The sequence below is a fragment of the Mycoplasma sp. CB776 genome, from assembly GCF_054343395.1.
Genome location: NZ_JBTGVD010000001.1, coordinates 45,795 through 69,668 on the forward strand (window position 1 = coordinate 45,795; position 23,874 = coordinate 69,668).

The 23,874-nt window shown below is 22.6% G+C and carries 17 protein-coding genes, 1 tRNA gene and 1 riboswitch; of the genes, 13 read left to right on the top strand and 5 right to left on the bottom strand.

Going from position 1 to position 23,874, the window contains the following annotated elements:
* Positions 1-32 precede the first annotated feature (32 nt).
* From ACXX86_RS00225 to greA, 7 genes are read left to right on the top strand one after another with little or no spacing between them, the layout of a single operon-like run.
* Positions 33-1,571, top strand: coding sequence for an alpha-amylase family glycosyl hydrolase (locus ACXX86_RS00225; protein WP_436359068.1), 1,539 nt, complete (start codon positions 33-35; stop codon positions 1,569-1,571).
* 60 nt (positions 1,572-1,631) lie between these two features.
* Entirely contained in the window at positions 1,632-2,747 is a 1,116-nt protein-coding gene (gene mnmA / locus ACXX86_RS00230; RefSeq protein WP_436359215.1) for a tRNA 2-thiouridine(34) synthase MnmA, read from the top strand.
* 13 nt (positions 2,748-2,760) lie between these two features.
* Positions 2,761-5,388: an alanine--tRNA ligase gene (gene alaS / locus ACXX86_RS00235; RefSeq protein WP_436359069.1), complete on the top strand. Its 2,628-nt coding sequence runs from the start codon at positions 2,761-2,763 to the stop codon at positions 5,386-5,388.
* A complete protein-coding gene (ruvX, locus tag ACXX86_RS00240) occupies positions 5,389-5,808 on the top strand; it encodes a Holliday junction resolvase RuvX (protein WP_436359070.1) in 420 nt (139 codons plus the stop codon).
* 1 nt (position 5,809) lies between these two features.
* Entirely contained in the window at positions 5,810-6,139 is a 330-nt protein-coding gene (locus ACXX86_RS00245) for a hypothetical protein (protein WP_436359071.1), read from the top strand.
* A gap of 1 nt (position 6,140) precedes the next feature.
* Positions 6,141-6,761, top strand: coding sequence for a BC85_0335 family putative methyltransferase (locus tag ACXX86_RS00250; RefSeq protein WP_436359072.1), 621 nt, complete (start codon positions 6,141-6,143; stop codon positions 6,759-6,761).
* 32 nt (positions 6,762-6,793) lie between these two features.
* Positions 6,794-7,291, top strand: coding sequence for a transcription elongation factor GreA (greA, locus tag ACXX86_RS00255; RefSeq protein ID WP_436359073.1), 498 nt, complete (start codon positions 6,794-6,796; stop codon positions 7,289-7,291).
* A gap of 73 nt (positions 7,292-7,364) precedes the next feature.
* Here the strand turns inward: greA and ACXX86_RS00260 are convergent.
* Positions 7,365-7,450, bottom strand: a tRNA-Leu gene (locus ACXX86_RS00260).
* 33 nt (positions 7,451-7,483) lie between these two features.
* On the opposite strand from ACXX86_RS00260, the gene ACXX86_RS00265 reads away from it, so the two are divergent.
* Genes ACXX86_RS00265 through ACXX86_RS00275 form a run of 3 tightly spaced genes read left to right on the top strand, consistent with a single transcriptional unit; the run spans position 7,484 to position 11,764 of the window.
* Positions 7,484-9,997, top strand: coding sequence for a DUF31 family putative serine protease (locus tag ACXX86_RS00265; protein WP_436359074.1), 2,514 nt, complete (start codon positions 7,484-7,486; stop codon positions 9,995-9,997).
* Between the two features lie 3 nt (positions 9,998-10,000).
* The gene (locus tag ACXX86_RS00270) at positions 10,001-10,894 is read left to right on the top strand and encodes an RluA family pseudouridine synthase (RefSeq protein WP_436359075.1); all 894 of its coding nucleotides are present in this window, start codon (positions 10,001-10,003) and stop codon (positions 10,892-10,894) included.
* A gap of 57 nt (positions 10,895-10,951) precedes the next feature.
* The gene (locus ACXX86_RS00275; RefSeq protein WP_458560917.1) at positions 10,952-11,764 is read left to right on the top strand and encodes a hypothetical protein; all 813 of its coding nucleotides are present in this window, start codon (positions 10,952-10,954) and stop codon (positions 11,762-11,764) included.
* A 42-nt stretch (positions 11,765-11,806) separates the two neighbouring features.
* On the opposite strand, the gene ACXX86_RS00280 is transcribed toward ACXX86_RS00275, so the two are convergent.
* From ACXX86_RS00280 to ACXX86_RS00295, 4 genes are read right to left on the bottom strand one after another with little or no spacing between them, the layout of a single operon-like run.
* Positions 11,807-13,738 carry an AAA family ATPase gene (locus ACXX86_RS00280; protein WP_458560918.1) on the bottom strand — a complete coding sequence of 644 codons (1,932 nt, stop codon included), beginning with the start codon at positions 13,736-13,738 and terminating at the stop codon, positions 11,807-11,809.
* A 1-nt stretch (position 13,739) separates the two neighbouring features.
* A complete protein-coding gene (locus ACXX86_RS00285) occupies positions 13,740-14,738 on the bottom strand; it encodes a hypothetical protein (protein WP_458560919.1) in 999 nt (332 codons plus the stop codon).
* A complete protein-coding gene (locus ACXX86_RS00290; protein ID WP_458560920.1) occupies positions 14,738-16,039 on the bottom strand; it encodes a hypothetical protein in 1,302 nt (433 codons plus the stop codon). Before ACXX86_RS00290 ends, ACXX86_RS00285 begins: the two co-directional genes overlap by 1 nt.
* Positions 16,027-19,965 (bottom strand): AAA domain-containing protein, encoded by a 3,939-nt coding sequence (locus tag ACXX86_RS00295; protein ID WP_458560921.1) that lies wholly within the window; start codon positions 19,963-19,965, stop codon positions 16,027-16,029. Before ACXX86_RS00295 ends, ACXX86_RS00290 begins: the two co-directional genes overlap by 13 nt.
* 110 nt (positions 19,966-20,075) lie before the next feature.
* A riboswitch (TPP riboswitch) is annotated at positions 20,076-20,166 on the top strand.
* Positions 20,167-20,177: 11 nt separating this feature from the next.
* Between ACXX86_RS00295 and ACXX86_RS00300 the strand changes: the two genes are divergently transcribed.
* The 3 genes from ACXX86_RS00300 to ACXX86_RS00310 all read left to right on the top strand — a co-directional run bounded on the left by ACXX86_RS00300 (position 20,178) and on the right by ACXX86_RS00310 (position 23,874).
* Entirely contained in the window at positions 20,178-20,750 is a 573-nt protein-coding gene (locus ACXX86_RS00300) for a hypothetical protein (protein ID WP_458560922.1), read from the top strand.
* A gap of 136 nt (positions 20,751-20,886) precedes the next feature.
* Positions 20,887-22,236 carry a YbhB/YbcL family Raf kinase inhibitor-like protein gene (locus tag ACXX86_RS00305; RefSeq protein WP_458560923.1) on the top strand — a complete coding sequence of 450 codons (1,350 nt, stop codon included), beginning with the start codon at positions 20,887-20,889 and terminating at the stop codon, positions 22,234-22,236.
* Positions 22,237-22,527: 291 nt separating this feature from the next.
* Positions 22,528-23,874 carry an ABC transporter ATP-binding protein gene (locus ACXX86_RS00310; protein WP_458557475.1) on the top strand — a complete coding sequence of 449 codons (1,347 nt, stop codon included), beginning with the start codon at positions 22,528-22,530 and terminating at the stop codon, positions 23,872-23,874.

Here is a 23,874-nt window from a genome sequence, read left to right on the forward strand (position 1 = left end):
TTTAAACAAATTAAAATATAATTATTATTATAATGAGAAGCGAAATAAGAAAAAATTATTATGAAATATTAAATACAAAATTTTATGATTCAACATCTTCAGGTGTTGGGGATTATAAAGGGATATCTTCTAAAGTATCCTATTTTTCAGAATTAGGAATCGATGAAATAATCATTCCTTCTATTTTAGATAACTATGAAGAAATTAAAGATCCAAAATTTATTAAAATCCATTATGGAGATATTTTAGATTTTAAAGAAATGATAAGCATTTTTAAATCTAGAGATATAAAAGTAAATATGGTTTTTGATTTTAAAAAATCTGATAAATATTTTGAAAATTTTAGCAATTATAAAACAATTTATAGTAGCAAAAATAAAGAAGATTTACAGGAAATTAGTAAAACTTCTGAGTTTATAATGAAAAAAGATGTAACTAAAGTTATTGACTTAGAATGATTAAGAACTGAAAAAAAAGAAAAATTTAAAGAAATTATTAATTTTTATAATCAATTAGGAATTGATGGCATAGTTTTTAAAAATATTTTATATATAAATAAACCAGAAATTAATTATAATGAAAATTCTCATATTATAATTAACGACTTAATTGAAAATATAAAACTAATTAATAATAAAATTAAAATTTTTGCTTCTTTAGATTTTTCCTTTTATAAACATAATTTAGAGACGAATATATTATCAAATTTTAAATTTGATGAATTATTTTTAGATTATTATTCAGAATACTGACTTCACAAAAAATATCCAAATGATTATTTAACTAAGTATAATTGATTAAAAAACTTTCTTTTTTTTAGAAAAATATTGAAAACTAATATAAAAACTTCTTTTGTAATGAATAATGAATTTTATGGGAGAATAGCATCTAGACTTTGTGCTTGCAAAGACAAAGAAGAAATGCTTGCTTTTAAGAAAATGATTTTTTCTGTTTTTATTTTAAATAATCATAATAATTATTTTTTTCAAGGAGATGAAATCGGTCAGGAAAATATTATCTTCAAAAGCGAAGATGAACTAAATGAAAAAGATTTTAGTTATAGAAAAAGATTTTTAGAATACAAAGGAGTTACACCGGAATCTTATTTTAATGTTAGATCAAAGTTAAGTGCTAAAAATAATAATACATCTTTTGCTTGATTTGGAAATAAAGGGCTTGGATTTAATAAAAATGAAATAAATTATTTCAAAAAACCTGAAAATTATAAAAGCAATAATTTATATGATAATTTTACTAATGAAGAGTCTTTATGAAATTGAATTATTAAATTACTAAAATTTAAAAAATTATTTTTTAGCGATTTTGATAGTTCTAAAAATTTAAAAATTTCTTTAAATTTTCCAAGCATTTCAATTTTAAAATATAAAATTAATTTTATTAGAACTGAAATATTAATTCTTATTAATTTAACAAATAAAAACAAGTGATCAATCTTAAATTTAGAAAAATATAAATTAAAATATTCAAGTTCAAACTTGAAAGTAAATAATAAAAATAATATTAAGTTATCAAAATATCAAGTTTTAATTTTTGAAAGGGAAAAATATTAAAAATATAAAAATTTAAGCAAAATAGGCTTAAATTTAATATTTTTTATTATAATAGTGTTTATTATGGCAAGAGTTATTGTAGGATTATCTGGTGGAGTAGATTCATCGGTAGCAGCTCACTTATTAAAGGAGCAAGGTCATGAAGTTATTGGTGTATTTATGAGAAATTGAGATTCATTAATAAATAATGATATTTTAGGCAATGATTATAATCAAGAACAATGTCCACAAGAAAATGATTGAGCTGATGCTCAAGAAGTTGCAAAAAAATTGAATATACCAATATATAGAAAAGACTTTATTGAAGAATATTGAGAATATGTTTTTCAAGACTTTATTGAACAATATAAAAAAGGGAGAACTCCAAATCCTGATATTTTATGCAATAAATATATAAAATTTGACAAATTTTTAAATTTTGTTTTACAAGAATTTGAAGGCGATTTTATTGCTACAGGTCATTATGCAAAATCAGAAAATGGTTTTTTATTTAGATCAAAGGATAAAGAAAAAGATCAAACTTATTTTTTAGCACAATTAAATAATTTTCAAATTTCTAAAACATTATTTCCACTTGCAAATTTAGAGAAAAAAGAAGTTCGAAGTATTGCTGAAAAATTAGGTTTAATTACTGCCAAAAAGAAAGATTCTACAGGAATTTGCTTTATCGGAGAAAGGAATTTTCAAGATTTCTTGCAAAATTACATCCCTTCTCAACCAGGGCAAATTGTTGATATAAGAAATAATAAGGTTGTTGGTGAACATATAGGTGCTATGTATTATACTTTAGGACAAAGAAAAGGGCTACATCTTGGTGGTATGAAAGAGCCTTTCTTTGTTGTGGGTCATAATATAGAGAAAAAGATTATTTATGTAGCCCCAGCATCGGAAAAAGAATGATTAATATCAGATAAATTAAAAGCAACAAATTTAAATTTAAATAATTGAGATTTTAATACAAATAACATCACAGCTAAATTCAGATATAGACAAGAAGATATTCCGGTTACAATAGAAATATCTGAAAATAAAGAAAATATAACTGTTTTTTATCCGCAAGGTTCTGAAGCGGTAACTCCTGGGCAACAAGTGGTATTTTACGATGGTGAAAAATGTCTTGGAGGAGCAATCATAGACAAAATATACAGAAAAAACAAGGAAATTGATTATTTATAATAAAGGAGATAAAATGTTAACATCAAAAGAAATAAGAGAAAAATGATTAAGATTTTTTGAATCAAAAAATCATTTAATTGTAGAAACAAAATCATTAGTTCCAGTTAATGATCCTTCTTTGTTGTGAATAAATTCAGGTGTAGCAACTTTAAAAGATTATTTTTCAGGAAAGAAAATACCGCCAAAAAATCGTTTAACTAACTCTCAAAAATCACTAAGAACCAATGATATAGAAAACGTGGGTTATACCACAAGACATCATACAATGTTTGAAATGTTAGGTAATTTTTCAATTGGTGATTATTTTAAAGAAGAAGCAATAGAATATGCATATGAATTTTTAACCAAATGCTTAAATTTTGATTTAAAAAAATTATATTTCACATACTTTGAAGAAGATGAAATTACTAAAAATAAATGAATATCTTTAGGAATTGATGAATCTCATATTATCAAAGGAACAAGAAAAACTAACTTTTGAGATATTGGTTCAGGTCCTTGTGGTCCATGTACAGAGATTTTTTTCGATAGAGGTGAAAAATTTGATTCAAGAGGGATTGAATTATTAAAAGAAGATATTGAAAATGATAGATATATAGAAATTTGAAATATAGTTTTTTCTCAATTTAATAATGATGGTGAAAATAACTATACTGAGTTAGCACAAAAAAATATTGATACAGGAGCTGGTTTTGAAAGATTGGTATCAATTTTACAAGATGCTCCAACTAATTTTGATACAGACTTATTTTTACCAATTATTAAAGAAGTTGAAAAAATGACTTCTTATAAATATGATCCAAATAACTATTTTATTAAAAATAAAGAAGTAGAATTTTTTAATATTAAATTTAAAATTATTGCAGATCATATAAGAGCTGTTGTTAATGCTATAAATGATGGAGTAAAACCATCAAACGTTTCTCGTGGTTATATAATTAGAAGGTTAATTAGAAGATCTTATAGAGCTGGTTTACAACTTGGAATCAAAGAAAAAACCTTTTTATATAAATTAACTCAAATTGTTAAAGATACTTTACCATATGAAATTGATGTTAAAAAAGTAGAAACAATTATAAAAAATGAAGAAATGTTATTCTCTCAAACCATCGAACAAGGACAAAAACTTTTAGATCAAGAATTAGAAAAAAATAAAGGAAATTTTGATTTTTCAGTAGCTTTTAAATTATTTGAAACATATGGATTTCCGATTGAATTAACTCAAGAAATCCTTCAAGAAAAAGGCGTATCACTTGATATTTCTCAATTTGATAAATATAAAAAGGAACATGCTGATATTTCTCGTGGAGAGAAAAAACAAGGGATGAAAAAAGTTATAAATTCTTTAAATTTAATTAAAGGCAAAATATCTGAATTTGTCGGTTATGAAAATAGTAAATTAAAAGCAAAAATTAAGTTTTTAGCTTCTTCTGAAAAAGAAATTGATTTTACTTCTGATGAAGATTTAAGTTATGTTATTTTTGATAAAACTGTTTTCTATGCAACTGGCGGTGGTCAAAAACATGATCAAGGATTTATAAAACAAGATAACAACATAGTTAAAGTAATAGAAGTTTTTAAAGATAAGTTTCAAAATAATGTCCATGTTATAAAAGGAAAATTGAACAAAAAATCAGAGGTAGAATTATTTATTGATAAAGATAATAGAGTAAATTTAGAAAGAAATCATTCAAGTACTCACTTATTATTCAAGTCATTAAGAGAACAATATGGAATGTTTATTAAGCAGTTAGGTTCAGATAATAATGAAAATAGATTAACATTTGATTTCCCATTAGATAAAAAACCATCAGAAAAAGAAATTGATGAAATCGAGAATAGAGTTATTTCTTACATTAAAAGTTCAGTTGATAGAAGATATTTAGAAACTTCTATAAAAGAAGCAGAAAAAATGAATGCTATAATGACGCTTGAAGAAGCTGAATATATGGATAAAAATAATGTTAGACTTGTTGAATTCAAAAACATTACTACCGATTTATGTGGTGGAACCCATATTTGTAATACAAGTTTAATAGAAGATTTTAAAATTGTATCAGTAGAAAATAAAGGAACTGGGATTTTTAGAATTAAAGCTATAACATCAAATAAAATGATTTCTAAATATTTTGAGCAAGAAATTGATAAGAATCAAGAAATTTATAATAATTTATGTCATAAAATTCAAAAAATAGAACCAAATTATAAAATAACTGATTTTGAAAATAACGGAGATAGAGAAACACTTAAAAAAGTAAATGAATTAATTGAAAAAGCAAGAGAAGATTTTAAAAATATATCTAAAACTTCACAAAATATTGACATAAATTTAGATATAAACCCAATAGAAATTAATAATAAAAAATATTATATAAATTTAAATTTAGAAGCAAGCACAATAAAAAATTTAGCAGCTAGTTTAAGAGAAAACAATCCAGAAATAACATTTATTTTAGGTTCTGCAAAAAATGAAAAATTACTATTAACTATAAGTTCAAAAATAGAAGATTGTAAAGAATTATTTAATAAAATTTTAAAATTTGTAAAAGGTTCTGGTGGTGGAAGTTCAATTTTAGCTCAAGGAAATATAGAAAATAATTTAGATTCAGAGAAAAATATAATTTCTATATTGAAAAATTAAATGAACAAGAGAAAATTAGCATTAGACTTAGGAACTAAAACATGTGGTTTTGCAATAAGTGATCCATTTAACATTTTAGCAACTGGACTTGAAAATTTTAGGTTTGAAGAAAATGATTTTGATAAAGTAGTTAAAAGAATAAGTGAATATTTAAATGAATATGAAATTGATACATTTGTATTAGGTTATCCACTCAAAATGACAGGAAACAAAAGTGAAAGAACTATTATGGTTGAGAATTTTAAAGTCATATTAGAAAAAACTTTTCTTTTACCTGTGATTTTAATTGACGAAAGAGAAACAACAAAAAAAGCTGAAGAAATAATGATTTCAGCAGGCATATCAAGAAAAAAAAGAAAAAAAAGTAAAGATAAATTAGCAGCACAACTAATTTTAGAAGATTATTTGATAAGGTTATAATATGAAAATAGATTTAAATGATAAAAGTAGAAAAACAGAATTAATGTTTACTGATGAAACAGGGAAAGAAATTTCCCAAAAAATAACAATGTTGTTTTCTAATGATGTTGTTGGGGAAAATTTAATATTTTTCTTAGATGAAGAAAACTCTATAAATGTTTTGAAATTTGACGAAGATAAAGGAATTTATAGCAATTTAGAAGAAGATGAATATGATATTGCTAATTATATTTTTGATGATTTCATTGAAGAAAATAAAGAAAATTTCTATTTAAATGATACTAAAATAGACATATTTAAATTTCTTTCATATGAACTAGAAGAGGAATAATATGGAAATTTGAAAAATTATTCTAATTACTTCTATGTTTGTTGTTTTATTTATAGGATTTTTAATTTATTTTATTTTAAAAATTTATACAAATAAAGAAATTCAAAAATATAAAGAAGAAAATAAAAAGTTCGAAGTAGAAAATAAACATTTTCTTAAAGAAGAAATTCAAGAAGAAATAAAAGATGCTACAGAGTGAATGGTAGAAGAATTTGAATTTTTTATGAATACTATTGATGCAAATAATTACAAAAATTTACTTTTTGTTGAAGAAAAAGGTTTTTTATTTTATGTAGTTAATAAACAACTTCAAAATTTAAATTCCTTTTTAAGCAGTTCCAAAATAAATGACTTGCAAAAGAGATTTAATATGAATATTAATAATTTTAATATTGATTCTTTAGATTCTTGCTCATTAGATTTTGTTTTCATAGATACAGCAAATATTAATGATAAAATTGAATGAGATAAAATGCTTTCTTTATTAAAAGAAAACAGAATGCTTGTTTTGAAAACAAATAAAAAAAGTTTCACAAAAGAAATCAAAGAATTTGTTAAAAATAAAAATTTAAAACATAACTATATAAAAATTTCTAATACTTTTTTATTAATAGTTATTTAATTTGGTAAAATTGAATATAAATTGGAGGCAAAATGAAGAAAAAAAACGATAATGAAATTTTACTAACACAAGAGCGTTTAAACCAATTTAAAGAAGAATTACACAATCTTATTAATGTTGAAAGACCTAAAGTAATTGAAGATATTAAAGATGCTAGAAATCAAGGTGACCTTTCTGAAAACGCTGAATATGATGCAGCAAGAGAAAAGCAAGGATTACTTGAAGCAAGAATAACAGAATTAGAACATATTATTTCAAAAGCTAAAGTAATTGTTGAAGTTGAAAAAAATAATGTAGTTTCTGTTGGTTCAAAAGTTAAATTAAGAATTTTTGAAGCAAAAAATAAAGAAAATGAAGGAAATATTATTGAAGTACAAATCGTAGGTTCTTTGGATGCTAATCCTGAAGAATTAAAAATTTCCAATATAACACCATTAGCTTTAGCTGTTTTAAATCATTCAGTTGGTGAAAAAGTTGATGTGGATGCTCCTGATAAATATTCAGTTGAAATTTTAGAAATTTCAAAATAAAAGTTAGTTAGAAATAAAAGAGAAATTTTACTCTAACTAACTTTTTTATTCAAAAAGGCGTTTTAAAAACAAATGGTGGCTCATATCGGACTTGAACCGATATGCAATCTCTTGCGGGAGGTTTTGAATCTCCTGTGTCTACCATTTCACCAATGAGCCAATAATAAAAATTATACATAAAAAGAGTGAAAAATGGAAAAAAATAAAAAGAAAAATAAAAAAGGACTTTTTTGGTTGGGAATATCTTCTATAATAGCAATCCCGGTTATTTCAATAGTTGTTGGTTCCTATTTCATTATAAAAAATAGTTATGATGACTTCATAAACAACAACGATGGAAACAACACTAAAATTCAAAATAATGGTGTTGATAATTTTATAGCCATTGAAGCAAAAAGTGGTTTAGATGAAATATTACCAAGTGAAATTTCAAAACCAGATAATATTTCATATTTAAGAAGTTATTTAAGTTATAGAATAAAACCGAATATAGAAACCACAGATATTTTAGAAAAATTTGATATTGATTTAGAAGAAGTACCAAATAGTGCAGATGACTTTAATGGAACAATTAAAGTTAAAATGACAAGCAAGTATAAAAGAACAGAAACTATCGCAGGAGAAAAAGAATTTATAGTTTCTGGTTTTAAATCTACAAAAGTAGGAGACATCAGATTTAAAACAAGAATTAATAATGCTTTACAAAATTTATCTTTAACAAGATTACAAGAGTTATCTTCAATAAATCATAATTCCCTTACATCTGAAAACTTTTTAGATTATTTTACTTTAGATGATGCCAAATTTAATATTCAAACAAACTCATCAACAAAAACTAAAGAAATAATTTTAAAAGAAAATGAAAATTATAAAGCAAAAATAGAGGTTCTCAATAACACTTATAATCCTATTACAAAGAAAATTAGCATAATTTTCACTCTTACTCACTCTTCATTTCCTGATTATTCCTACGGAAAAGTTATAACTATTAATAATGTTTCTTTTAAAGATGAACAAGAAATATTGAATAAAAAAACGATTTTATTTAATGAAAATGTAACTGATTATTTTAAATTAAATAAAAATGCTAATGATATTTTTCCATCTGTAATTTCTGCTGCAAAAATTTCTAATTTTAACCAAATTTTTAATTTGAATAACAATGTAAATTTTAACGAATTTGATTTTAAAATATTAACTCAAACACTCGATGATCAAGATGGTAATATAGATATCCTGATAACTGAAAAAAATTCAAAAATCCAAAAAGTATTTAATTTTAAAGTATTTAATTTTAATACAATAAGTTCCAAAATTTTTGAATTTACAAAAATTAATAAAAATTATATAAATAAATCATACAATATAGAAACTAAACAAGATTTAGTAGTAAGTAGTTTAAATTCTAGTGATAAAACCTTAAGATATGAAACCATAGGTGACAAAATTCAGAATTTTTTTGAAAGCAATGAATTTAAAAACAGATTTTCTCCTTTTGGAGTAGATTATGCTAAATTCTTTTATTCAACTTCTTCAAAATTTGAAATTTTTAATAAAAGTTTAAATTTTGTCATTAAAAATTGAAATGGCGATGAAAATAGACTATATATTCCTTTTGAAGGAAATCCTTCTGACAAAAATAATATTGCTGTTGATTTTCCAGAAAATGGACAAATTAAAAGCAAAGAAGAAATTTTAGATGATTTAAAATCTAGAACATTATCCATTCATTATATTGTTAATGACAATGCTAAAACTTCAAGAGTTATAAGTGGGACAGCTTGAATTTTTGATAAAGAAAAAAATACAAATACATATTATTTAGCTACTAATATACATGTGGTTTCTGATTTATTAAAATATAAAGATAAAGTTTCTTCATTTGCTTATAGTTATAATTCAAAATATAGAAGTTTACCTCATATAAATACCCCTATTACTCCTAGTGGAGTGTCATATTCGCAAGTATTTAGAAGATTTGATCGTAAAATAAATGAACCTTATGCTTACAACATTAACAAATCACCTTATATAACAAAAGAAGCTGAAGAATTTTGAAAACATTTAGAAGTTATTCCATTAGGAGAAAATTCTCCAGAAAAAGGCAAATATACAGATTTTGCCCTTATAAAAGTAACTTTCCCAGAAGATAAGATTGTAAGAAATATATTCAATAAACCTACTTATGTAGAACAATTTAAACCAGATCAAGCTAAATATTATGATGAACACAAATTAAATTTTTTAATAACAGACAGAATTGACTTTCCTAAATCAGTTAATAGTGAAAATAACTTATTACCTTTACCAATGGAATTAACATTCGCCGGTTATTTAGGTGGTGATGAATATGTAGAAGTTAGTCAATCACCATATTTAAAATATGATAATGATAGTTACAGAATTCAAGAAATTGATAATAAACAATATACTTCTCTTAAAGAAAATATCCATTTACCTGGTATATATAGTGGTCATGGAATGAGTGGTTCTCTTGTATTAAATCAATTTGGGCAAGTTGTAGGTATTTTTTGAGGTGGATATTTTGGAGATGAAAATGAAAAAGGATTATCCTTTGGAACAGGAATTATAGATACAATTTCTATAAAAAGAAATAATCAAAAAACAGTTTTAAGAAAATGATTAGATCAAACCAAAAATATAGTAACAGATTTAGATGATATAGATGCAAAGGTAAAATATTAAAATATGGAAGAATTAGTATTAGAAGTTAAATATAAAGAAAGAATCGATAAATATATTAGTGATAATTCTGATATTTCTAGAAATGATGCAAAAGAATTAATTTTAGGCAAAAACGTTTATATAAATGATGAAATATTAGTTTTAAAACCTAATTTTATCGTTTTTGAAAATCAAAAAATTTATATAAAGGAAATTCCTGTAAAAGAAATTAATGTTGAACCAGAAAAAATGGACTTAAATATTATTTATGAAGACGATGATTTAATTGTTATTAATAAACCAACGGGTATGGTTGTTCATCCTGCTCCTGGGAATTTAAAAGGAACTTTAGTAAATGGACTATTATATTATTTTAATAATAATTTATCAAATATTAATGGACAAATGCGACCAGGAATTTTACACAGAATAGATAAAGACACATCAGGTTTATTGATTGTTGCTAAAAATAACAAAAGTCATTCCTTTTTAGCAGAACAGTTAAAAAATCACTTAATCAAAAGGAAATATAAAGCTATTGTTGAAGGTTTTATTTCCAATGAAATAATGCACATAAATTTACCAATTGGTAGAGACCCACTTCATCGCCAAAAAATGACTGTAATTAAACAAAATTCGAAAGAAGCAATTACACATGTGTTTTTAGAAAAACTTTTTACTTATAATCAAAAAAACTTTTCTTTAATAAGATGTGAACTAGAAACAGGAAGAACTCACCAAATTAGAGTACATATGGCATATATTAAAAACCCAGTATATGGAGACCCACTATATGGAAAGAAAGTTGATGAATTTAACCAAAGATTACATGCTTATGAAATAGAATTTACCCATCCTAATGGCAAAAAAATGATTTTTAATGCACCACTGCCAAAAGAATTTGAAATTAGCAATTAAAGATAATGATTGCCAAATTTTAAATAAAATGGTATAATATTCACAAAAGGAGACTAAATGATTTTAAAACCAGAAAAAACACTTCAAGAACTATGAGATGAAAAAGATAAATATAAAAATAGCTTATGATTTTTTAGTAGTATATTAATCTTGATGATTATTCTTTCATCTGCTTTATTTGTAGTGACAGCTATTTTTTATAGCAATTATTCACAAGAAGAAAATACAACTTTCGCTAGCTTTCTACAAACAATTTTAATTTTTTCAGTAACTTCTACTTTTTTAATTTCTATAGTTACTTTTTTATTTTTCAATTCATTTATAAAAATAAACAAGAATAAAAACTTTTCTTTTCTTGGTGGATTAAACCTTTTATCTTTTTATTTAATTTGAATTTTAATTTGATTTGTAAGTTTATTGATAAGAGAACCAATAATAAGAAATGCAGCAAATACTAAAAGTTTTATTTTTATAACACCAATAATTTTATTTACAATATTAGCAGTATTTTCATTGATTATGTGATATCCATGAAAACTTTTAAGATCAATTCAAAGATCTTTTGTTTTAGCTTATCAATATGAACAATTTCAAAAATTTACACAAAATTTTGATTTAAATGCAATTTTAAAAGATTTTCAAAAACAAAATATTTATTCTAATGAAAATATAAAAGAACCTTTAAATAAAGAAGGACAAACTGTTGAAGTTACAAAAGAAGAACAAGATCCAAAAAAAGAAGAATTAAAACAAAAATTATCCAAATTAGATAAAGCACAATTGGTAAAAATAGCAGAAAAATTGCAAATTTCAGGTGTTGATTCTTTAAGTAAAGAAGAACTAATTAAGATAATAGTTAGATTAAGTTAAACAGAAAAAAATTCCATCAAAGTGGAATTTTTATTTCAATTTTTAAAACTGAAATTTAATAAAATAAGAATTTTTATCTTCATTTTTTTCAATTTTAATTTTTAATAATTTAGTATGATTTGTTTTATTATTATGATTTGAAAAAAGAAATTCAGAAAGATTGTCTAAAAATGTTTCTTCAAGTAGGTTTAAAACTCCCCTACCACCTAATTCAGGTTTAATTTTAGGAATTAAAATTTCTTCACAGTAATCATCTAATCAATTTTCAAAATCATCTAATTTAATATTTTGTTGTTTTCTTAAAATTTCTTTAAATTTGCTTAATTTAGATTCAGCAATTAATTTATATATTTTTGGATCATTAATAAAGTTAAAAGGAACTATATTTTTTTCGCCGATTCTATTAAATAATTCAGGTCTTCCTAGATTTTCTTTAAAGAATTTTCTAACTGCTTTTTTAAATATAATTCTATTTTTAATTTCTCCATTTGTTTTTATTTCATCTTCTTTAATTTCACTTGCTCCTATATTGGAAGTAAAAATTATTAATGTTTCGGAAAAATCTATTAATTCACCTTTAGAAGAAGTGAGACGTCCATCTTCTAAAATTTGTAAGAATTTATCTAAAATTCTTGGATGAGCTTTTTCAACTTCATCGAAAAGTAAAATAGAAAAAGGATTGTCTTTTACTTTATTAGTTAACTCTCCACCTGAATCATATCCTACAAAACCTGGAGGAGCACCTATCAATCTTTGATCTGAATGTTCTTGTGTATATTCAGACATATCAAATCTTAACATTTTGCTTTCATCTCCAAATATAAAATGCGCAATAGTTTTAGCAAGTTCTGTTTTACCTGTTCCTGTAGGACCAGCAAAAAATAACACACCTTTTGGTTTAATCAAATCTTGATTATGTAAAACACCGTTAAAACCTAAAAATGAATTAATTAAAGTTTGTTTTACTTTGTTTATTGCATATTCTTGTCCAATAACTTTTTTAGACGCTTCTTTTTCAAAATTAAGAATTTTATCTTTATTAATTTTTTGTCATTCAGAATCCTTTTTGTTTTTGAATAACAAATTAAATCTTTCTTTAAACGTTAACTGAATTTTTCCATCACTGAAATCATCGCCTAATATATCAGAAAAATTAGCTCTTGCTATTTGAAGTATTTCAATACAAGAAAGACCATTTGTTAATGCAATTGCTTCTATATGTTTTGGATCATTTTCATCAAGTAATTCATTTTTATTTTTTACTTTAAACTCATTAGCATAATGTTTTAAGATAAAACTTCTTTCTTTCATGTTTGGAGTTTTTATATTAATATTTGCATATTCGATATTTTTATTTACTAAATCATTTATTAGTAAATTGGAATCTCTTGAAATAAAAATTAATTTATTTTGCATTTTAATATTAGAAGTGTTATTTAAATTATTTCAACTTTCTGTTTCCAAAATTGCTGATATTAATTCAATTAAATTGATTAATATTGATGAAGAATTGGTAGTATTGAAAAAAGAATCGCTAAAGTCAATAATAAATAAACTTTTTTGTTTTATTTCAGCTTTGCCGTGTTTTTTTCAATCTTGAAGATTTTGTTGCTTATTTGCGTTAATTTGATCTATAGCATCTTTTATAAAGATGTCTAAACTGACTCTTTTGATTGAATTAAATTCTTTTGTTTGTTCATTATTTTCTTCATCTTCTTCATTTGTACTTAAATTTTTTATTTCCTTTTCATACTCTAATAAATCTATGCTTCCTTTAGAAGGGGAAAATTTATAAATCTTTTCATAATGATTGGTTTTTGCAAGTTCTAACAAAAAACTCTCAAGAGAAAAACTTTCTATTTTTCCTTTATTTTTTTTATTTTCATATGTATAGTAATCATAAACATTTCCTGAAATGGATAAAATGTTTTTTTGTTCAAACTTTATTTTTAATTGTTTTAGAGAATTAATCATTTTATTTTATATTTTCCTTTTCTTTTTTTATTTCTATAGTCATTGCTTTAGCATTAGATGCATTTCTCGTAATTTTAATATCATTGTAAATATAACCTTTTTTCTCTACGTTTTTTTGAACATTTTGTGCAGTCTCGTGACATACATGTTTTTCATAATCTCCAATATCATAAGTTAAATTCCCATTTAAATCAAATACTAAACTAACTGGATTGTTGTTTTTATTTTTTAAATTAATTTGTTTATAAAAAGAATCATTTAAATTTTTAGAAGAGTCTTTTTTAATAATAAATTTTTGTGAAACATAATTATATCCTTCTATTTTAAATGCTTCTAAATAAGCTTTTATTTTTTCATCTAATTGGAAAAAATCGGATGAAATATTTTTAATTAGAGCAAGAAAATCTGATTGCTCTTGCAATGTTGAAATTTCAGTTAATCTGTCAAAAAGAGAATCAATTATTTCTTTTGGAAATTTGCTTTCTTTAAATATTTGAAGAATATTTTTATTGAATTCTTTTGTTTTCTCTTTATGAACTTTTTCATATCTAATCTCTAAAATTTTAGAATTTAATTGTTCGAAAGAAATTTCGATATTTTTATTTTTTAGTTCTTCATATGCATTAACTGCTATTATTCCGTATGAATCAAATAAATTTTGAATATCTTCTTTTTCATTTTCTCTCTTTATTTTTATATCATTTAAATAAATATTTAAATATTTAGTAGAATAATCAAGATTTTGAATTTTTTTCATTATATTATTTTTTTGAAATAAATAATCTTGCTGTGTATAAATAGTTCCAGTTTTTGTCCCTGAAATATTATTTAAAATTGTAATAGTTTCATCTATTTGAGATAAAATATTATTTAAAGTATTTTTATAAATATCTTGACTTAGTAAATTATTAAAATCATTTAAAAAGTTTTTATATTGATTTAATTCTTCTTTTTCTTTCTGTGTACAAATTGTAAATGTTATAGTTGCTGAGTGACTCATTATTTTTTTCCTTTTTTATTTTTTTTATTTTTATTCTTATTTTTATTAGGTGGATTAAACAATTTTTTAAATTCTTCAATAAATTGACTATATGATGTTTTCTTTTTTAATTGTTCAAAGAAGATTTCATTTTCTCTTAAAAAAAATTCTTCGTTTAGTCTTTTTCTTTCTATAACTTGAATTTGAAATTCTTCACTAAAATCTTCAATTTTTAATTTATAATTAATTTTTTTCATTTCATATAATTTATTATTAAATATTTTTAAATCTTCATAGTTAGGAATAGAAAGTTTTGGTTGAGATAATTCCTTTTGAACTTCTTCTTTTGAATAATTAAATACAGTATTTTCACTATTCAAAAAATATTTTTCAAATTTATATTCAGGATTTTTTGATTCATTTTCTATTTCTTCATTTTCATCCACTTTTTTAACGAATTTGTAATTCAATAAGTTTTTTAATTCTTTTTTAAGATAATTTTCCTTGTATGTCTGGAAAATTTTTAATCAAAGTTCATAGTTATAGGTGTCTTGAGGAAAAATATTAATAATTTTTCTTTCTACATCCATATTTTCGCTAAATAAAACTTTTTCTATTTTATTAACTATTTTAAAATCTTCTTGATTAATTATTAAATCTTTTATTCTTTGTGATTTTTTGTTTAATTCTGGAATAATGTAATTTTCAATTTCTTTTTCTATTGAATTGATATTATTTTTTTCAAAAATAGTTGAAGCAAAGTTTTTGTCAATTAAACTTTTAGTGATTTCTTCTTTTTCTTCAATTTTTATTTCTTCATCTTTATATTTGTGATTTTTTATATTTTCTAAAATATCATCAAATTTTTTGCTCAAAGAAAAAAGAAAATATTTTTTTTCTATACTTTGCACTTCGTTTAATATTGTAAATTGTTCTTTATTAAAATTTTCTATTATTTTATTGTCTATAAAAGAAAATCTTAAAATCCAATCTAAAGAATCTTCTAATTCAATATCATCCATTTTTTGATATTTTTCTGTTGTTTTTGAATTATAAATAATCCTATTCATCATCATTTTTTTAATATATTCTTCAATTAAGATAAAATTATTGTTTTTTAAACCAAAAACAAAACAATAAAAATCTTTTATAGATGTAAATTCATCAATTTGTTCTGGAAATTTTTTTATAAAATAATCTTTATTTATTAATGCAAAAATTAAATAACTTTCTAATTCATCTGCTTGTTCATAATTTAATATTTTTAAAGAGATATCCATTTTCAAATAAGGTATTAAAAATATTGTTTCTATTTTCTTCATAATTCAATTATTCCTTTTTTGTTAGAAATTAAATATTTTATAATTTTAAAAATATATTTTTCATCTTCTTCATTATCTATTTTTATACGAATATTTTCCGCATATTCATTTAAATCACCTACTAAAATTAGACATTCTCTTGCTCTTGAAATAGCTACATTAATTCTTTCTGGATTTTTGTAAAAAATATAATTTCTCTTATGTGATTGCTCAATTACAGATTGATTATTGCTTGTTTTGAATAATTTACCTTTAGCCCTTACAAAGTCGATAATAATTATATTTTTTTCTCTTCCTTGAAAATTATCGACTGTATCAACTTTTATTTTATTAAAATCAATATTTGTATTTTTAAGAACAAGATTAAAATATACTTTAATAATTTCTGCTTGTGTTCGTGTCATTGAGATAATACCTAAATCATCTTCATTAATTTTATTTTTGTTAGTTTCAAAAAGATTTTTAACAAACATTGCAATTTCATATGCATTATATTCATTAAATGCTGAGTTTAACTCAACTTGTTTATTAATAGAGAAAAGTAAACTTTTTTGATCAAAAGATTGTTGGTTAATGTTAAAAGGAATATTTGTATTTTCGTTTTTCTCTAAAATAAAATTATAAAAATCTTTTGATATATAAGTAGTGTCTAGAAAAAATATTTGGTTATCACGAATTCTTCATGAATCATATGTATAAGGAATTATGGCATTTATTAATTCTGTTGTATTTTCTTTTTTAACAGTTATTAATTTTTCTTGATTTAAATAAAATAAATTAACAATCGAATTAATGTCTTCTGTAAATCTATGTTGTTCATTTAAAAAAGTAAAATAACTAGAATTTTTATTTTGATAGTTTAACAATCTTTTACAGTGTTCTTTAAAAAAAGGAAATTTAATTTCATTTTGAAATTGAACATAAAATGAAATATCATTTCTTATTCCTTTTATTTCATCGTTTTCCATAAACTCTTTTGTTATTTCTCAAAGATCTTTTTCTGTGTATTCTATGTTTTCATCAAATTCTTTTTCTTCTAAAATATTTCCTTCATCTATATCAATTACAGGTGGTAATTGTTTATAATCACCAGCTAATAAAACCTTATTAGAAATCCCTATATTATTTACAATTTCAAGGGTAGAACATTTTGAAACTTCATCAATTATTTGATAATAAATTTCATAATCGTTAAATAATCAAAACTCATTATTTTTATTTGAGTCATAAAGAACTTTTTCAGCTGTTGTAGTTAAACCAATTACATTAATTTTATTGTTTTTCAAACATCTATCATAAAATTTATTATTATATTTAGAATAGAAACTTGTTGTTTCATCTTTATTTTTAGAAGAAAAGAAATCATTCATTTTTTTAAATCTATCATTAATTTCAGTATCATTATCTTTAAGTTTATTTATTTTATTTTTTAATGTTGCACAAGACATAAATACATCTTGTTCTTTAAAATGACTAATAATTAAGTTTGTGAAGTTGTCAAAAAATTCATTTTGCATATTTATTTCACTTAAAAATTTTTTTAAATATACTTTCAGAAATTCTGTGTCAATTTCACCATTGTATTTTGTTTGTTCTGGAAAATTCATTTTAGAATCCCGTTTTATTAAATTTAAAGAAGTTTCACTAAAATTATTTTCTTTAGCATAAAAAGCTGCTAAATAAATATCAAAATAATTAATTTTTCCTTCTTTCTCTATATTTTCTAAAAAATTTTTTAATTCCTTGTTATCAAAAAATTCCAATTTATTATAATCATCTAAAATTTTTCCTTTGAAATTTGATCTTAAGGCGGAAAATCAATTTTCAAAAAATCTCTCTTCTGAAAAAATATTATTTTTTCTATTTTTTGTTATTTTCTTCAAAAAAAGAAAGTTTGGATTATTTTTTTTCAATTCAAATAATCTATCAAAAACATTTTCTATAGCTTCGTGAGTGGAAGAACTTATAAGAATATTTCCCTTTTCTTCCGTTATTATTTCATCAATTAAAGCACAAATTGTCTGTGTTTTCCCGGTCCCTGGTGGTCCTTGCAAATAAGAAATAGCAGGCGAAAACATTGCTTTTTTGATAGTTTCTTGTTGTTTGCTATTTAATGAAATTTTGGTTTTTATTTGATATGTTTCTCAATCATTTTTTGATTTTATAAATTCAGGATTATAAATAGCCATTGGAATATATGGATTTTTAACAATACCTCTTTTTAAATTTCTAAGAGAGTTGTAATATCTTTTGTATTTAAAGAGGAGTCCAAAATCAAAAAAAGCAGATGTAATTTCAGAATGTAGAAAATTAGTTTCTATACTTTTATTTATAAAATCTTTTTCATTTTTAACTTCATCATTAACAAAATCTTTAAGTCTTTGTAATGAATTTTGCTCATCATTTTTTATATTAAGTTTTAATTTATAAAATTTCAAGTCTTCTTTTTCTAAAAAATTCTTATTTTTTGAATATAAATTGATTTCATTTTTTATTTTTTCTTGTTCACTAAAAAGTTGTGTTCTTTCTTTTTCTGACAACTCAATTAAACTTATTTGTGAAGAAATATCTTTTTCTATTTGGTCTAATTCATTTGATAATATACTTTTTTGAAGTTCTAGATTTTTTCTAATTTGATAAGAATAAGATTTTTTTTCTTTTAGCTGTTTTATTTGTTCTTCAATTGTTTGTATTTCAAAATTTTGACTACTACTATATTTTTTTTCTAAAGTTTTAAATTGTTTTTTAATTTCTTCTCTTTTTTGAGTTTGTTCTTTTTCTAGGTTTGAAATTTTGCTTTGAATGTCATTTTCATTTGATAATTCATTTTTTATTTTATAATCAAATTCGATTTCCATTTCTAGTTTTTTATCAAATAATAGTTTTTGTAAATTTCTTTTTTCTTGATCAAAATTACTTATTTGTTCATTTTTTTCTTTTAATCTTTCTTCTAAAGAAATTAATTTACTCTTTTTTTGTTCTGATTTTAATACTAGTTGTTCAATTCATTTTTCTTTTATAGATATAAAAGAATTTGAATTAAAAGATAATTTTATTTTTTCATCAGTATCATTTATATCTCTAATTAAAATTTCTTTATTGTTTCGAATCTCCTTTTCTAAATTGTTATTTTTATCTTCTATATAAAGAAAAAAATCTTTATTTTCTTCCAATAGAATAGAAGTAAATTCTTTGTCTTTATCATCAGATTTTTCAATGAAAAAATTTAAAAACTTTTCTATTTTTAAAAAATTTATTAATTTATTATTTCTAGTGCCTAAAAATAATTGATTTTTTTGTTCAATCAAAGTTTCTCCTAATAGAAATAAAAATTCATTATTTCTATAATTTGATAAATAAGGTGAATTGTTAATTGGTTTTTCAAAAATTATTTTAATTTCTGCATTTGTTTCTTTTTGAAAACTATTTTCATTTTCAGGAATATCTAAAAAATCAAGCCTTAAAATTTTAAAATAATTTTCTTTTGATGAGAAGTGAGTAGTAATTAAAATTTTATTTAAATTTGGATATTTAAAATATTTTTCAATTTCTTCTGTAGAAAAATCAAAAATAAAATTCAAGGATTGTGTATAAATTTCATTATTATTATTTAAACCTTTATAACCAAGATCGTTGTTTATTATTTCATAACTAGAACTTTTTTCTAAAATTTCTTTAAAAATATAAAAGTCTTTTTTTATTCTTCTTTCTTTATATAAAAAACCAGGTATAAATTCAGATTCTTCTTCCAGATTTTTTAAAAAAAATTTTTCAAAAATTTCAGGTTTTAAATATTCTTCTAGTATATATATTAAATTATCTATTACTTTTTTATCCTTTTCTACCTTTTTAGATTTATTTGTAATTTTTTGTTGAAAATATGGTGTATTTTCGTTTAAATCAATATAAAATGTAACTTCTTTCATAACTAAATTATAAAAGGCATTTACAAAAAAAAAAAAAAAGTTGATATAGCAAAGATTTTTTACTATTTTTCCTTTAAATTCCTGTTTTTTACAAAAAATTGTATAATTTAAACGATGCACAGGGGTGCTTTTAAGCTGAGATTATACCCTTTTAACTTGATTCGGTTAATGCCGGCGTAAGGAGTTGCTATTTCTTGCATCAGAAAGGACAAATGACTAGAACAAAAGAAATTATTTTTTCTGCTTTTGTTTTAGCATTAATTATTATTTCTAAATTTATTGAAAAAATTATTCCAGATTTACCAAACGGATTAGGAAACATTGCAAAAATACACGAAATTATTATTTTAATAAGTTCAATTTCTATTGGTTTTATATCAACAGTTATTCCTGTATTGATTTATTTAATAATCATTTCCCCAACTTTTAGTGGTTTTTTTATTTCAGGAATTTTTTATGTAGAAAAAATTCAAGATAGAATAGGGGTTTATTTTTTAGATTATTTTTTACCTTTAATTTTAATTACGACAATAGGAATTTTTAAGAAATTTAAAAATTTAAACTTAATTTTTATTAGTTATATAATAACTATTTTTATTTTAATTTCACATTCTATAAGCGGTTATATTTATTTTAAAGAGTATTTAAAACCAATAAAAAATATTCCTATTTTTTACTTTTTATTATCTTTTGGTTTAAATTTATTATCATACATTGTATTCTTTATTTCTTTACCACTTTTAGTTATAAGTAGTAAAATTTTAAATAGACATTTAATCAAATAAAAATATTAGAAATAATTAAAATGCTAAAATTCTAACATCAGTTTATTTTATATTTTATTTTATAAACTGATGTTTTTATTTTTCTTTTAAAAAATAAATAATATAATTTAGAGATAAAACAAATAATAGGGGAAAAATGAAAAAGAATAAAAAATCATTATTATACTTTTGAGGTTTAGCATTAGCTTCTTCTTTTGGTTTCTTTGTTTCTTGTAATCAAACAAACAAAGAAGAAAATATAACTGTTGAACCGACAAATCCTTCTGATGGAAAACCTGCAACAGGTCAAACTAACACACCAGAGCAACCACTTAGTGAAAAATCAAAAATTACTGTTACTAGTTCTGGGGTTGTAAATGGTTTTTTAAATGAAGAATATGCTGCAAAACAGGATATGAATTCTCATTCTACAACTTCATTTGGAAAAAGTCTTCCTTTAAGTTGAAATAAAGTAGAAAATGCTAAATCATATGCAGTAGTATTAGTTGATAAAACTGCAACAGAAGTAATGGGCAGAATTTTCACCCATTGAGGAGTTTTTGATATTCCTGAAACAGTAACTTCTTTAGAAGCAGATTACTCTCTAAAACAACAAAATAACAGCGAAATAAAACAAATGATAAATTCAAATGACCAAATGAATGATCATAATTCAAGTTTGTATTTTGGTCCTCTTCCTCCAACAGAACATATTTACGAAGTTAGAGTATATGCTCTAAGTGAAGCAAAATTAAATGTAAAATCAAATCACGATAAATATTATTTAGGTGATTTCTATGATGCTATTAAAGACAAAACTATTGCTGAAGGCGTTTTAACATTTGCATATGAACAACATCCTTCTGTAAAATCAAATGGAAATTTATATGCTTCAAATGAAGTTAAAAAACTTGAAATAAAATCAAACGCAATCCAAAATAATATATTAAATACTGGTTATTTTTCCACAAGCACTTCAAATAATTTAAGCCAATTAAAAACTTTTGGATTAAGTTGAAATAAAATAGAAGAAGCACAGTCATATATGTACTGAATTGAAAATTATAGTCCAGTAAAAAACGAAAATGAAGCAGAATATAGAAATAAAATTAAAATTTTAGGTGGCAAAATCAATATTGAAAATCCTGCAGTTGCTGATAAAATGTTTGTTTCTGTTGGTGAAGAGTACTACAACGATCAAGAAACTTCAAAAAACATTTTAAACTCAACTTTTGAACTTAATTTTAATGTTCATAATGAAAATGCAAATAGAGATGCTCAAAAAATATTATTACCTAAAAAAGATGGTGATGGATCTCAAAATCTTTACATCATTAGAGTAGTTGCTTTAAACAAAAAATTAATTAAATATAATAAAGCTAATAATAACGATCCTCATCCAACTTATATGGATGAAAACTTAATAAAAGATTCTTTAGGTTCATATTTACTTCAAGCTAAAGGTTCAATAATTGCTGAAGGATCATTAATATTTAAATTAGTATAAATTATCAATCCTTTTAAGGATTGTTTTTTTCTTAATTTTTAATGCATTTTTTGAATTTTGGTATAATTGCAATATGAAATTTTTAAACTTAGGAAATTTGAGAATAAAACTTTATAAATTTATCAGTTTAGTTTATTCTGATTTAAAGTTTTTACCTACAGAAACTTCTCAAAATATTTTTGATAATTATCCCATTTTTCTTCATTAGAGAAGGAATTTTTTCCTTTAGATAATGAGGTTTTTGATATTTTATAAAAAAATTTTAATTATTAAAGAAGGGTTTATTTATTTATGATTCAAAAAGAAAAACAAAAGACTCTCATTGAATTAAAAAATGTTGATAAAGAATTTGGTGAGAAAAAAGTTTTAAATAATGTAAATTTAAAAATTGAAAAAGGCGATTTTGTTACTTTACTTGGACCTTCAGGTTCAGGAAAAACTACAATTCTTAGACTAATTGGTGGTTTTGAGTGAACCACTCGTGGTGAAATTAAATTTGATGGGGTAGATATTAAAGACTTACCAGCTAATAAAAGAGATGTATCTACTATTTTCCAAGACTATGCTTTATTTTCTCACTTGACAGTTTCTGGAAATATTAAATACGGACTTAAATTAAAACGTTATCCAAAAACAAATATAAATGAAAATATACTTAAAAAATTAGAAGAAAATAAAGAAAAATGAACAAAACATGCTAATGAAAAAATGGCTGAAATTGATAAACAACAAGCCATTTATAAAGAAGAATTAAACGATTCTAAACTTTCTAAACTTAAAAAAGCAAAAATCCAAAGATGATTGGATGATTCTGATTTTAAATATTCTTATTGAGAAAATTATGTTAATACAAAAACAGAACATTTTCAAAAAAGATATTTAACTAGAAAAATTACTAAACAAGAAATGGAACAAGAAGTTTCAGATATTATTAAAATAGTTGGTCTTGAAGGAAATGAAAATAAAAATATTAGCGAACTTTCAGGTGGTATGAAACAAAGGGTAGCACTAGCTCGTTCATTAGTTATTGAACCAGAAATCCTTTTATTAGACGAACCATTATCAGCGCTTGATGCAAAAATTAGACAAAAAATGCAACAATTATTAAGATCAGTTCAACAAAAATTAGGAATTACCTTTATTTTCGTTACTCACGATCAAGATGAAGCTTTAGAACTTTCAGATAAAATTGCGGTAATTAGAGATGGTGAAATTGAACAATATGATTCACCAAAAAACATTTATGATTATCCTGTAAATAAATGAGTAGCAAACTTTATTGGTGATGCTAACTTCTTTGATGCACAATTTGTGGAACCAGGAAAAGTAATGATTTTAAATCACTTAGTTGAAACAATCCATACAGATTTTGCAAAAGATGAAAAACTAGATGGTTTAATTAGACCAGAAGACATAGTTTTATCAAGAAAAGTAAGAAGTCACTATTTTGGTGTTGTGGAAAAAAGCACTTATAAAGGGTCATACTACTTTATAAATGTAAAAGTAGGAAACAAAATAATTCAAGCTGAAACAATTGAAAATTTTGAAATTGGTGAAAATGTTTATGTTCATTGAACTAAAGAAGCATTACACTTAATGAAAAAAGATCGTAAAGGCTTTTTAGCAAATGATAACTAA